This is a genomic window from Salinicola lusitanus (genome assembly GCF_038648475.1).
Lineage (GTDB): Bacteria > Pseudomonadota > Gammaproteobacteria > Pseudomonadales > Halomonadaceae > Salinicola > Salinicola lusitanus.
Genome location: NZ_CP151919.1, coordinates 4,733,593 through 4,747,042, shown reverse-complemented (window position 1 = coordinate 4,747,042; position 13,450 = coordinate 4,733,593). Strand labels below are relative to the sequence as shown.

The following is a 13,450-nucleotide window of genomic DNA, read 5'->3' as shown; positions in this document are numbered from 1 at the left end:
TGTGGTGCGTCGACAGAGGCGGGATGGGGTTGATCGAGAGCCTGGATCGGTAACGAATTAGATATAAAAATCAAAGGGATGAGTGGTTTTTCGACATATTGGCACGGCGCTTGCCATGGGTTGTTCAGGACGTCACGAGTGTGATGCGAACAACCTTTCGGCGGAGAGCACAGTGCAATGACCTACAAACGACGGGATTTCATCAAGACGGGTGCCGGAGCGCTGGTGGGCCTGGCCGCGGCGCCGATGGTTGCGCGCGGTGCGCAGGCGCAGCAAGTTCACTGGCGCATGACCGGCGCCTATCCCGCAGGGGCGCCTTTCTATTCCGCCGGGCCGGGATCGGCCAGCGATTTTGCCAAGCGGGTCGAAGCGGCATCCGGTGGCCGAATGAAGATCGATTTCTTCCCGGCCGGTGAGCTGGTGCCGGCGTTGGGCGGTTTCGATGCGGTACGCAGTGGTACCGTGCAGATGAACTGGGGGAACTCGTTCTTCTGGTCGGGGCGCTCTTTCGCCGCGCAATATTTCACCGCCGTCCCCTTTGGCATGGACGTCATGATGGTCAACGCCTGGCTCTACCACGGCGGCGGGCAGGCACTGTGGGACGAGGTCTATGCCGACTTCGGGCTCAAGGCGTTGCCGGTCGGCAATACCGGCATGCAGATGACCGGCTGGTTCAAGAAGCCGCTCGAGAACATCGACAGCTTCAAAGGGTTGCGCATGCGCATCGCCGGCCTGTCGGCGAAGGTCTACGAGCAGCTGGGCGTCAATGTCAAGGTGTTGCCCGGTGGTGAGATCTTCCCGGCACTGGAGCGTGGTGTCATCGATGCCGCCGAATTCGTCGGCCCCTATCTCGACCGGCAGTTGGGCCTGCAAAATGCCGCCAGCAACTACTACACCCCCGGTTGGCACGAGCCCTCCAACGTGTCGGAGCTGCTGATCAATGCCAGCGCCTGGGAGCAGTTGCCGGACGACCTCAAGGCCGTCGTGCAGAACTGCGCTGCTGCCTGCAACGAGATCAGCTTCGCCTGGTGCAATGCCAACAACTCCGAAGCGCTCAATGACCTGACCCAGAATCAGGGCGTGACGGTACGCCAGCTACCCGACGGCGTCTTGCCCAGACTGCGCGAAGTGACCATGGATACCCTGTCGGCAGAGGCCGCCAAGGACCCCATGGTCGCCAAGGTCAATACCGCCTACTTCGACTTCATGAAGACGGCGAAATCCTGGCTGGATGTCAGCGAAAAGGTCGTTCTCAACCTCGATCTCTGAGCCGGGAATCATCCGCTTTGGCGAGTCTCTGGCCGAGCGTCGGCCGGGGCTCGATCTCTCGTTGTCCAGGGGATATTGACGTCATGACTACGATGGAAACCGATCGCGGCAGCCAGCCGTTCGCGCTCGGCCTGGTCCGTTGCCTGCGCGGTCTGGATCGCGGCATGGAGCGGCTGGGTCGCGCCACGGCATGGCTGACGCTAGCGCTGGTGCTGATGGTGGCTGGCGATGTGCTGTTCCGCTACGTCTGGCACGTGGGGTCCGTGGCCGAGCAGGAGCTGCAGTGGCATCTACTGGCGGTCATCGCGATGATCAGCGCCTCTTACACCTTCCAGCAGAACGAGCACGTGCGGGTCGATATTTTCTATCAGTACTACAGCCCGCGTGCCCGGCAGGTTCTCGACATCATCATCTCGCTGCTGATCGTCGTGCCGAGCATGCTGTTCCTGGCCTGGATGTGCCTGGATTTTGTCTATCAGTCCTGGTCGTTGAATGAAGGCTCTCCCGATCCCGGTGGGCTACCGGCTCGCTACGTGATCAAGGCCTTCGTGCCGCTCGGCTTCGCCCTGGTGGCATGGCAGGGCCTCGTGCGGGGCCTGCTCGACCTGATCACGCTGATGGCGGGACACTCGCCGGAGGTGCGTGATGGGGCTTGAGATGATGGCCGTCGGCATGGTGCTGGCGCTCTTTGCCTTGTTGCTGATCGGCATCCCGGTGCCGTTTGCCCTGGCCGCCAGCGGTATCGTGTTCGGGGTGTTCGGTTTCGGGACCTCGCTGTTCGGGCTCCTGCCGCTGCGTGTCTATGGGGTCGTCACCAACTACACCTTGCTCGCCATTCCGCTGTTCGTATTCATGGGCGTGATGCTGGAGAAGTCGCGGCTGGCCGAGCGCATGCTCGATGTCATCGGCCATGTCGCCGGTGCGCGCCCGGGCGGCATGACGGTTGCCATCATCATCGTCGGCGTGCTGATGGGGGCTTCCACCGGCATCGTGGCGGCCACCGTCGTCACCGTCGGGTTAATCAGCCTGCCGACGCTGCTGGCGCGCCAGTACAACAAGGCGCTGGCCTGCGGCACGATCTGTGCGGCCGGCACCCTCGGTCAGATCATTCCACCCAGCCTAGTGCTGATCGTACTTGCGGACATCTCCGGCGAGTCCGTCGGTACGCTGTTCGCGGGCGCCTTGATCCCGGGACTGCTGTTGTCCGGACTCTACGTGCTCTATCTGGTGATCATGGCCAAGCTGAAGCCGGACACGATGCCGCCGATCGGTGCCGCTGAACGCGCGACGGTCGACAACCGTACGCTGATGATCGATCTGGCCAAGGTGGTCGCGCCACCGCTGGTGCTGATCGTGCTGGTGCTCGGGTCGATCATCGGGGGTGTGGCGGCGCCCACGGAGGCGGCGTCAGTCGGCGCGATCGGTGCCATCGTGCTGGTGGCCTGCACCGGTCGATTGACTCGGAGAGTGATGAGCGACACCGTCATCTCGACTTTCAAGATCACCGGCATGACGCTGTTCGTGCTGATCGCTGCGCAGGTCTTCAGCCTGGCGTTCCGGGGGCTGGGCGGCGATCGACTGATCGATTCGCTGTTCGAGTTTCTGCCCGGTGGAGTCTGGGGCGGTATTCTGTTCATGATGGCGCTGGTCTTCCTGCTGGGGTTCTTTCTCGACTGGATCGAGATCTCCTACATCGTGATGCCGCTGCTGCTGCCCTATTTTCAGGCCCAGGGGGTCGATCTCGCCTGGCTCTGCATTCTGGTGGCGATGAACCTGCAGACCTCGTTTCTGACCCCGCCGTTCGGATGGTCGCTGTTCTACCTCAAGGGGGTGGCGCCACCAGAGATCTCCACGCGGGATATCTATGTCGGCGTGCTGCCGTACATCGGCATCCAGTTCCTGACGTTGGCGCTGCTATGCCTGATGCCTGCGCTGGTCACCTGGCTGCCCAAGGCGATCGGCTGGTGATCCGCCAGGGCGGGTGCCCAGTGGCCGGCGTTTCGGTCAATACCTTGGATACAGGGAGCATCACGATCCATGCAGAGTAATGCCAAGCCCAGTCGCGGCATGGTCGTCGCGCCTCACTATCTGGCTGCTCAGGCCGGCCGCGATATCCTGCGCGAGGGCGGCAATGCCATCGAGGCAATGGTGGCGGCGGCATCGACCATCGCCACCGTCTATCCGCACATGAACTCGATCGGCGGCGATGGCTTCTGGCTCATCTCCGAACCCGGCAGGACACCGGTCGCCATCGAGGCCTGTGGCGCCGCCGCGCAGTTGGCGGATATGGATTATTACGCCGGGCAGGCCGGCATTCCCGCCCGCGGTCCGCTGGCCGCCTTGACCACGGCGGGGACGGTGGGGGGGTGGGAGATGGCCCTCGCGCATTCGCGCCGCTGGGGGGGCACGTTGCCGCTGCCACGGCTGTTCGAGGCGGCGATCACCCATGCGCGTCAGGGAGTTCCCGTGACACGGGGGCAGGCGGCACTGACGGCGGCCAAGCTCGGCGAGCTGGCGGACGTTCCCGGGTTTGCCGGCCATCTGCTTAGCGAGGGCGCGGCGCCGCAGCAGGGCGAGACGTTTCGTCAACCGACCCTGGCCTCGACCTTCGAACGGCTGGCGCACGCCGGCCTGGGGGATTTCTATCGGGGCGAGCTGGGAACGGCCATGGGCGAGGAGCTGGAGCGATTCGGCAGCCCGCTGCGCCGGGCCGATCTCGCCGGCTACGCGCCGCGGGCGGTCACACCGCTGTCGCTGAGCCTCAAGCAGGGGCAGGTGTGGAATCTACCGCCGCCCACGCAAGGCGTCTCCTCACTGATGATCCTGGGGCTCTTCGAGCGTCTGAAAATCGCTGAAGCCGAGGGGTTCGATTACGTTCATGCCCTCGTCGAGTCCACCAAGCAGGCGTTTCTGGTGCGAGATCGGCATGTGACCGATCCCCGCTGGATGGACGTCGATCCACTCGACCTGCTGGCAGACGCCACTCTGGATCGGTTGGCGGCGCGGATCGATCCGGCCCGTGCGCTGGCCTGGCCGCACGCAGGCGAACCTGGCGATACCATCTGGATGGGGTGTATCGACGGTGAGGGGCGGGCGGTGAGCTTCATTCAGAGTACCTTCTGGGAGTTCGGTTCCGGCGTGGTATTACCCTCCACCGGGGTACTGTGGCAGAACCGGGGGATCGGCTTTTCACTCGATCCGCAGGCGCGTCAGGCGCTGGTGCCCGGGCGCAGGCCGTTCCATACACTCAACCCGGCCCTGGCGCGGCTCAACGACGGCCGAACCATGGTCTACGGCACCATGGGCGGCGAAGGGCAGCCGCAGACCCAGTCGGCGGTCTTCACGCGGCACGTGGTCTACGGTCAGCCGCTGCAGCAGGCCGTCGATGCGCCGCGCTGGTTGCTGGGGAGAACCTGGGGGGAGGGCACGACGTCACTCAAGCTGGAGTCGCGCTTCGATCCGACATTGATCGCGGCCTTGCGCCAGGCTGGCCATCAGGTGGATGTCATCGACGCCTATAGTGACACCATGGGGCATGCTGGCGGCATCACTCGCCATGCCGACGGGCGCCTGGAGGGCGGTGCCGACCCGCGCAGCGACGGCAGTGTCGAGGGCGATTGATGGCGCGCCCCTGCAGCACTCAGATCTTGGCGCCACCGCGCCCGTGTTTGACGCGGGACATCAGCGTGGTGCAGTTCACCGAGATGACCTCCTGGCGGCCCAGGATATGTTCGCGGGCGAAACGATCGAAGGTCTCCTGGCTGTCCGTCAGCGTATGCATATGGAGACTGCGAAGATCGCTCATGATGTAGAGGTTGATGACCTCGTGGCACTCCGCCAGCTCGGCTGCCATCGCCTCGATGGCGTAGGGCGCGACCTTCAGGTCGACGAAGGTCGAGATGATCTTGCCGAGCTTCGACGGGTTGACCACGGCGGTGAACTGTTCGATGACACCGCTTTCCACCAGCAACTGCACCCGATCGCGAGCGTGGGCCCGTGAAATGTCGAGCTCGCGGGCCATGTCCGCATAGGACATGCGGCCATCCTTGAGCAGCAGATTGAGCAGGGCGTTATCGAGTTTGTTCATGGCGGGCAGGCGTCGGTGCGTCGATTGGGACCGACTCAACATACGCTCGCTCGAGACTTTCGGATAGCCCGGGCGGGCGTCTCCTCTCCTTCGCGCGGGCACGCGGTGATCCGCATTGACGCTGCCTCATGCGTGATGACCAGGTGGCGGTTGATCAGTCGAGGCCATATCCCCCAATGGCCGGGCCAGCAGCTCCGAGACCACTCCCGGCATGAACTCCCGAGGCAGGGTTATGGCGTAGAAGTTCTCGAACACGTTGGGGAGCTGCTCCAGGCGCGTCAGCCGCCCCTGCTGCAGCTCGTCCTTGACCACCACCTCCGGCAGCACGCTCAGCGCGCCGCTGTCGCGGGCCAGCAGACGCAGCATGGCCATGTCGTCGGCTTCGGCGAGGATCTTCGGCCGATACTGGTAGAGGCTGCAGTGGCCATCGAAGGCGCGGCGAATCTCGTGATGCTCGCCGGGCAGGATCCAGCGGCTGTCTTCGAAGCCGGTGGGGAAGGGTGTGCCCGGGGCGGTGCCGGGCGGGCCGATGATCGAGAGCGGCTGGCGCGCCAGTAGCTGGCTCTGCCAGGCGGCGGCCTGCGAATGCGACGAGGGTAGCTGGGTATTGGTGAGCACCACGTCGAATTCGTGACGGGCCAGGCCATCGAGCAGGTCGGCCATGCCGCGGGCGTGCAGGCTGAAGTGCACCCGCTGTTCGGGCTGATGGAGTAGCGGGGCGACGAAGCTCTCGATGAAGTTACGCGACATGGTGGAGAGGGTGCCGATGCGCAGGCGCTGGTACTCGGGCTCGATACCACGGCTGATCAGCGACTCCAGCTCCTCGCCCTTGGTGAAGATCGCCTCCGCGTAGTTGAACACCCGGCGGCCCGCTTCGGTCAGCACCAGGGCGCGGTTGCGGCGCTCGAACAGCGGCTTGTCCAGCCGTTCTTCCAGCTTGCGGATCTGCGCAGAGAGCGCGCTCTGGGAGAGGTGCAGCGAGTCCGCCACCTGGGTCAGCTTGCCTTCCCGGGCCACGCGCCAGAAGTAGTAGAGGTGATGATAGTTGAGGCGGCTCATTTCGTTCTCTTTTATAGAACCATTCGTCAATTAATATCTATTTTAATTAAGAAACGGCTCGCCGGATACTGCACGCTCCCTGGATCAGCGGAGCCTACTCATGCACGGCAACGAGCCATTTTTCACCCTTCTGTTCACCCTGGTGCCGCTCATCCTGGCGCTGGGGGCCGTGGTCAGCGCTCGCGGCGCCACCGCGCGGGCCTGGCGCATCGGCCAGGCCACCACCAGCGCCAGTGTGATGCTGGCAGCCGCGCTGCTGGCGCTGGGGCTGGTACACGGCCTGCCGGCGCTCGCCGGCTGGTGGCAGAGCGGCGTGCTGCAGCTGTGCATGCTGGCGCTGGCCAACTTCATCGCCTTCGTGGTGGTGCGCTACAGCGCGACCTATCTGCAGGGCGAGCCGCGCCAGCGGCGCTTCGTCGCGCTCGTTCAGGCGCTTTTTGCCGCGGTCAGCGTGGCGGTGCTCAGCGATCATCTGCTGCTGTTCCTGTTCGCCTGGCTGGGCATCAGCCTGGCCATGCATCAGCTGCTGATGTTCTACCCGGACCGCCCGCGTGCCGCCCTGGCAGCGCACAAGAAGTTCCTCTTCGCCCGCGCCGCCGAGCTCTGCGCCGCAGCCGCTTTCCTCATTCTCTACCTGGAGCACGATAGCGCGCGGATCAGCGTCATCACCGCCGCCTATGCCGTGCCCGGCCATGCCCTGAGCCTCGCCGATCAGGTCGCGGCCTGCCTGATCGGGCTGGCGGCGCTGATCAAGTGCGCCCAGCTACCGCTGCACGGCTGGCTGATCCAGGTGGTCGAGGCGCCGACCCCGGTGTCGGCGACGCTGCACGGCGGGGTGATCAACCTCGGTGGCTACCTGCTGCTGCTGTTCTCGCCGCTGCTGCTGCAGTCGGCGCCGGCCCAGGCGCTGGTGCTGGCGGTGGCCGGCGTCAGCAGCGTGCTGGCGGCGCTGGTGATGATGACCCGCGTCAGCGTCAAGGTGCGCCTGGCCTGGTCGACCAGCGCCCAAATGGGCCTGATGCTGGTCGAGATCGCCCTCGGGCTGACCGAACTGGCGCTGCTGCACCTGCTCGCCCACTCCTGCTACAAGGCCTACGCCTTCCTCAGCTCCGGTGAGGCGGTGGCCGAGGATCTGCTGCGTCGCCAGGCCCCGGCTCGCAGCCCCTCTCCGGGCCAGTGGCTCACGGCCTTTCTGATCAGCGCCGCGCTGGTGAGCACGGTGGTGGTGCTGGCACGCAGCCTCAGTACGTCGCCTGCCTTCGCCGCCTACAGCCCCTGGGTGCTGGTCACCCTGGCGCTGAGCGTGATGCTGGCCGAGCGCCGCAGTGAGCGTAGCGCGGGCGCCCTCGGCAGCTTCCTCGGCCTGGCCGTGCTGGTGGTGCTCGCCTATGTCGGCCTCAAGACGCTGTTCGTCACGCTGCTCCCCGCCACCGGGCGCAGTGTCTCGCCCTGGGCGGATCTGTGGGTGAGCGTGCTGTTCGTGCTGCTCTTCGCCGGCTACTGGCTGCAGCGCCATGGGCTGCACTACCGCGCCTCGCAGACGCTCAACCGCTACTGCTACGCCGGCTTCTACCTCGATGAGTGGGTCACCCGTAACACCCTCAAGCTCTGGCCCCACGCGCTGCCCGGCCGAATCAAGGCCAAGCAGCATCACACCGTCTCTCGCGGGAGTTCCCTATGATGAGTCTCGATACCTCTCGAACCGCACGGCTGGCCGACGCGAGCGACGCCACGCCGCTCACCGAGCCCCAGATCGCGGCGCTGGATCGCGCCTGCGCACGCATCGCCCCGAGCTGGCCGCTGGATCGGCTGATCGCGGTGAGCCCCTACTGGACCCAGCGCGATGAAGACGCCGCCACGGTCTCGGCACGCCTCTCGGCGCTGGGCAATGTCCACGGCCTGATGCCGCCGAGCCACTACCTGGCGGCGTGGCAGCGCGGCGAGATCACCGAGGCGCATCTGAGTGAGGCCGCCGCAAGGCTCGACTACCATGGCCCCTACCGCAATCTGCTTGCGGTGGTCGACGAGCTGAGCCGGCTGCCCCACTGGCACAACATCAGCGATTTGATCGATGCCCGTCGTGACCGTCAGCACCAGATGGCCTGGCGCGACGAGATCACCCATCAGATCAGCCAGTTCTGCGCCGCCTACTATCAGGCGGACGGGCCGCTCAACGCCGAGCGCCTGCACGCGCCCCGCGACATGCGGCTCTATCAGCACTGGCGTGAGATGACCCTCGAGGATCGCGGCATCGCCATCCTGATGGGCGAACCGCGGCTGCGGTGCTACTTCCAGACCCTGCCGGAGAGCGAAGAGGGGCTGTTCCAGGCGGCCATCGCCGAGCTGGATGTCGCCACCGGTCATCTCGAGAGCTACGCCCAGGCGCTGCTGCTCGATATCAATGGCTGGGCCAGCTGGGTCGCCTATCAGGATTGGCAGCAGGGGCTGGATGCCTCCGCCGGTGAGGGTCAGGAGGAGACTCAGCGCCAGGGCCAGTTCGCGCGGCCTCCTTCGGACATGCGCAGCCTGCTGGCGATCCGCCTGGCTTGGGAGCTGGTGCTGTGGCGCTATACCGGGGCGGAGCAGCCAGAACAGGCCGAGCGCCTGAACCGACTGTGGCACGCCGAGCTGGTGGAGCTGCCGACGCGTATCGAGCGCCACCAGCGTGCACAGCAGCCGCTATGGGTGTGGCAGCTCGCCAGTGAAATCGCCTACCAGCAGCCGCTGCATCATGCGCTGCGGCAGGCCGCGGGTGTGGCTTCAGACAGTACGCAGACGCCGCGGCTGCAGGCGGTGTTCTGCATCGATGTGCGCTCCGAGCCGATGCGCCGGGCGCTGGAGCGGCAGAGCCCGGCGATCCAGACGCTGGGCTTCGCCGGCTTCTTCGGTCTACCGCTGGCGCACCAGCAGGGTGGTACCACGCTGGCCCAGCCGCATCTGCCGGGGCTGCTGGCACCGCAGGTGATGCTCAAGAGCGAGCCGAACACGGGGACGACACACACGGCGCAACGGTTGAACTGGCAGGCACGCCTGCAGGAGTGGAGCCGCACGGCGAGTGCCAGCTTCACCGCGGTGGAAGCGGGCGGACTGCTCTACGCCGGCAAGCTGCTGCGCCGCTCGCTGGAGGCCAAGGCCCGGCGCCAGCCCCTCGCTATGGATACGCTGAGCTGGCACTGGCGCGCCAGCGGTGAGGCCCTGAGCCTGGCCGACAAGGCCGCGCTCGCCCGCAGCGTGCTGGTGGGCATGGGGCTGACCGACCACATCGCCTCGCGGGTACTGCTGGTGGGGCACGGCAGCCACAGCAGCAATAACCCGCACGCTGCGGGGCTCGAGTGCGGCGCCTGCGGCGGCCAGTCCGGGGAAGTCTCGGTACGCGCCCTGGCGCGGCTGCTCAACGAACCCGCGCTGCGCGAGGCGCTGGCCGAAGATGGACTGGTCATCCCCGAGGAGACGAGCTTCTTGCCGGCGCTGCACCACACCATCACCGACCGCCTCGAACTGCTGGAGGCCGAGACGGACGCCCAGGTGCTGGGTGAAGAGATGCGCACCTGGCTCCAGCGGGCTGGCGAGCAGGCCCGGCGCCAGCGCGCCCCGCAGCTCGGCCTCGCGGCCGATACGCCTGAACTCGAGCAGACCCTGGACCGCCGCGGCGCTGACTGGTCGCAGACCCGCCCGGAGTGGGGGCTGGCCAATAACGCCAGCTTCATCGCCGCCCCGCGGCGCTGCACTGCGCTGCTCGATCTCGCCGGGCGCAGCTTCCTGCACGACTACGACTGGCGCACGGATAGCGACTTCGCGCGGCTGGAAGCGATCATGACCGCACCGTTGATGGTCGCCCACTGGATCAACATGCAGTACAACGCCTCGGTCACCGATAACCGCAAGTTCGGCAGTGGCAACAAGGTGCTGCACAACGTGGTCGGCGGGCATATCGGGGTGTTCGAAGGCAACGGCGGTGATCTGCGTATCGGCCTGCCGCTGCAGTCATTGCACGACGGCGAGCGCTGGCGCCACGAACCGCTGCGCCTGAGCGCCTACCTCGCCGCGCCCCCGGAAGCCATCGCCGAGATCGTCGCGCGCCACGAGGTGTTGACCTCGCTGACGCACAATGGCTGGCTGCATCTGTTCGCGCTGGATGACCGGAGCGGAGAGGTTCTGGCCTATCGTGGCGGGCAGTGGGTCAGTAGCTAAAGGTAAGATTCGGCTAGAAAACTCGCCGCATCAGAGAAAGCCCCGGGTCGAACCACTGGCTCGGGGCTTTTCTCTTTTGGGACGTTTTCACTGAGTTGGCATCCGCTTGCGTGGTGGAGTCCCCGGGGGCTGAATCTCAAAGCGGCGAATGGTGCTTCTAATGCGACTCACAGTGTTTTGCATCCGTCATGATGGGTGAATAATCTTGTTGTTCAAGACCTCTTGCATGGCCAGGTGGAATGGTCTCTTAGCTGAATGCTAGCACTACTGCATGGATGGCAAGCCGCCATCACCCATGCCCAGGTAGGGGCGGTAGCGTGGCCAGGCATTAGGTTCTCTCGGTACGCTGGCTGTAGCGTTTACCCGCATGATGCCTTTACACGATCCATCAGCTCGGGAGTTTTGCTCTGCGCATCCATAAGCTGGTGCCTAGGGTTTTGTGTTTATAGACAGTATCGTTGGGATTGAAAAGTTGCGAGGGCGCGCGAATTCGGCATAGGTAGCCGAGCTGTTTAGAGAAAACTTTGTTACCAATGAGTTAGGTGGATGGTGGGGCGCTCGTGAACTCGCGTTGCTGTGCTGCGCTTTAAGTTCCAATTGGAATTGATGATGAATATTAAAACCGTGGAAAAAGCAGAGTATCCAAGGCTGCTGGAGGTTTGGGAAGCGTCGGTGAGAGAAACTCACGATTTTTTGCAAGAAGAAGATCTTCAGGAGTTAAAGCCGCTGATCTTAGAGCACTATTTTGACGCCGTTGATTTAAGGTGTGCCAAAAACAGTAACGGTGAAATACTGGGGTTCTGCGGTGTACGTGATGGCAACATTGAAATGCTGTTCATTTCACCTGATGCACGCGGCAAAGGTGGCGGGGCTTTGTTGGCGGCCTATGCGGTCAAGTACCAAGGTGCTACCAAAGTCGATGTTAATGAACAGAATAAGCAGGCGCTAGGTTTTTACCAGCATATTGGCTTTTCTGTAACGGGCCGTTCACCAGTTGATGGACAAGGCAAGCCTTATCCACTGCTGCACATGACGCTATGAATTTGACAAATTCAGGTGGTCGAACGTGTGCTACGCTGCGCTCCGTACCCGCCGCAACTGCAAGCGTCATAGCGAAACTGAAATACAGCAAGATTCGGGTCGGCAGCAGTCGTTCGTCCTCCTAACATAGCTCCTGTCGGGCATGTGCCCTTTTATAGCGAGCAGAGCTAGGAGGAATGACTGATGCCTACACTTGCTAACAAGGTTGCTATCGTAACTGGCGCCAGCACCGGTATTGGCTACGCAGCCGCGAAGCTTTTTGCGAGAGAAGGGGCTGCCGTAGTGGTGGCTGCAAGGCGACAGAAAGAGCTTGATGACCTGGTGGACCTAATCAATACGGAAGGCGGAAAGGCACTGGCACTAGTCGGTGATGTTGGCGAAGAAGCGTTTGCCAAAGCTTTGGTAGATAAGGCTGTAAGTCATTTTGGCGCTTTGGATATTGCTTTTAACAATGCTGCCATTCTCGGGGCTATGGGCCCTGTCCCGGAGATGTCGCTCACGGATTGGAATCAAGTTATTGCGAACAACTTGACCAGCGCATTTTTGGGCGCAAAGTACCAGCTGCCCGCTATGGCTGCCCGAAAAGGAGGTTCTTTAATTTTTACCTCCACCTTCGTTGGTTACACTGCAGGCATGCCAGGCATGGCTGCCTACGCCGCCAGCAAGGCTGGCCTTATTGGATTGACCCAGGTGCTGGCGTCAGAGCATGGGCCCCAGAATATCCGGGTCAATGCCCTTCTGCCCGGTGGTACTGATACGCCAGCGGGACGTGAATTTGCCAGCACGCCAGAAGCAGTGGCGTTTGTGCATAACCTGCATGCTCTCAAGCGTATGGCGACACCTGATGAAATCGCTCAATCCGCACTGTACTTAGCATCCGATGCCTCCAGCTTCACCACGGGGTCTGCAATGCTGGTCGATGGCGGTGTGTCTATAAATCGTGTCTGAGAGGCCTCGCCATGTCAGACTATGACCGAATCGCAGGTGCTATGGCCTATTTGGTTGATCGGGCAGTAGATCAGCCCAGCCTGGAAGAGATAGCCGCCCATGTGCATCTGAGTCCGTATCACTTTCAAAGGCTGTTTTGTCGGTGGGCGGGTACTACGCCGAAGCGCTTTTTACAGGTTCTGACATTGGAACGGGGCAAAGGATTGCTGGACAATTCCCGCTCCTTGCTTGATGTTTCACATGAGCTTGGATTGAGCGGCAGTTCAAGGTTGCACGATCACTTTGTGCAGCTAGAAGCAGTCACACCCGGCGAGTATAAAAATCGAGGTAAGGAGTTACAGATCGAGTATGGAGTACATCCGACCCCTCTGGGGCCCATGTTCGTAGCCGTAACCCAGCGTGGCGTTTGCCGGGCAGCGTTTATGGACTTCAATGGCATGGAGGAGTTGCTGGATGACTTGCATAACGATTGGCCTCTGAGTTCGATCAGAGAAAGCTTGGCATCCACGCGACACGTTATTGATGCCTTTTTTAGCAGTAAGACAGCTTCCGGACAGGGTCCGCTGTCGCTTCATGTGACCGGGACAAATTTCCAGATAGCCGTATGGCGTGCCTTGTTGAAAATACCATCGGGTGCTGTGGCCAGCTATGCCGAAGTGGCCAGATCACTCGGCGTCCCTAGGTCGGCAAGGGCCGTTGGTAACGCCATCGGCGCAAATCCCGTTGCTTTGCTGATCCCCTGCCACCGGGTTATTCAGCAGAGTGGTGCGTTGGGCGGGTACCGCTGGGGACCAACCAAGAAGCTCATGGTACAAACATGGGAGAAAATGCGTGATGAACCGGTTGCGCTATAAC

11 protein-coding genes are annotated in these 13,450 nt (G+C 63.2%); 9 read left to right on the top strand and 2 right to left on the bottom strand.

From position 1 onward, the window contains the following. Positions 1-177 precede the first annotated feature (177 nt). The 4 genes from AAGT95_RS21465 (at position 178) to AAGT95_RS21450 (ending at position 4,890) form a co-directional block, all read left to right on the top strand. Positions 178-1,269, top strand: coding sequence for a TRAP transporter substrate-binding protein (locus tag AAGT95_RS21465; RefSeq protein ID WP_110598673.1), 1,092 nt, complete (start codon positions 178-180; stop codon positions 1,267-1,269). Positions 1,270-1,352: 83 nt separating this feature from the next. Further along, a complete protein-coding gene (locus tag AAGT95_RS21460; protein WP_110598672.1) occupies positions 1,353-1,925 on the top strand; it encodes a TRAP transporter small permease subunit in 573 nt (190 codons plus the stop codon). After that, entirely contained in the window at positions 1,915-3,237 is a 1,323-nt protein-coding gene (locus AAGT95_RS21455) for a TRAP transporter large permease subunit (protein WP_342595080.1), read from the top strand. The genes AAGT95_RS21460 and AAGT95_RS21455 overlap by 11 nt, the downstream gene beginning before the upstream one ends. Before the next feature lie 69 nt (positions 3,238-3,306). Beyond that, positions 3,307-4,890 carry a gamma-glutamyltransferase family protein gene (locus tag AAGT95_RS21450; protein ID WP_342595079.1) on the top strand — a complete coding sequence of 528 codons (1,584 nt, stop codon included), beginning with the start codon at positions 3,307-3,309 and terminating at the stop codon, positions 4,888-4,890. A gap of 19 nt (positions 4,891-4,909) precedes the next feature. Here AAGT95_RS21450 and AAGT95_RS21445 read toward each other — a convergent pair whose 3' ends face one another. Both AAGT95_RS21445 and AAGT95_RS21440 read right to left on the bottom strand, forming a co-directional pair. Then, on the bottom strand, positions 4,910-5,356 hold the full coding sequence (locus tag AAGT95_RS21445; protein ID WP_110599010.1) for an Lrp/AsnC family transcriptional regulator: 447 nt from the start codon (positions 5,354-5,356) through the stop codon (positions 4,910-4,912). A 126-nt stretch (positions 5,357-5,482) separates the two neighbouring features. After that, entirely contained in the window at positions 5,483-6,415 is a 933-nt protein-coding gene (locus tag AAGT95_RS21440) for a LysR family transcriptional regulator (RefSeq protein ID WP_342595078.1), read from the bottom strand. Positions 6,416-6,515: 100 nt separating this feature from the next. Here AAGT95_RS21440 and AAGT95_RS21435 point away from each other — a divergent pair, with 100 nt between their 5' ends. The 5 genes from AAGT95_RS21435 to AAGT95_RS21415 all read left to right on the top strand — a co-directional run bounded on the left by AAGT95_RS21435 (position 6,516) and on the right by AAGT95_RS21415 (position 13,449). Then, positions 6,516-8,096, top strand: a complete 1,581-nt coding sequence (locus AAGT95_RS21435; RefSeq protein ID WP_342595077.1) for an NADH-quinone oxidoreductase subunit L — start codon at positions 6,516-6,518, stop codon at positions 8,094-8,096. Next, positions 8,093-10,606, top strand: a complete 2,514-nt coding sequence (locus tag AAGT95_RS21430; protein WP_342595076.1) for a DUF2309 domain-containing protein — start codon at positions 8,093-8,095, stop codon at positions 10,604-10,606. Before AAGT95_RS21435 ends, AAGT95_RS21430 begins: the two co-directional genes overlap by 4 nt. Before the next feature lie 609 nt (positions 10,607-11,215). Then, complete coding sequence (locus AAGT95_RS21425) at positions 11,216-11,647, top strand: acetyltransferase (protein ID WP_342595075.1); 432 nt, start codon at positions 11,216-11,218, stop codon at positions 11,645-11,647. Between the two features lie 183 nt (positions 11,648-11,830). Further along, a complete protein-coding gene (locus AAGT95_RS21420) occupies positions 11,831-12,595 on the top strand; it encodes an SDR family oxidoreductase (RefSeq protein WP_342595074.1) in 765 nt (254 codons plus the stop codon). 11 nt (positions 12,596-12,606) lie between these two features. After that, positions 12,607-13,449, top strand: coding sequence for a bifunctional transcriptional activator/DNA repair enzyme AdaA (locus AAGT95_RS21415; RefSeq protein WP_110598664.1), 843 nt, complete (start codon positions 12,607-12,609; stop codon positions 13,447-13,449). Position 13,450: the final 1 nt, after the last annotated feature.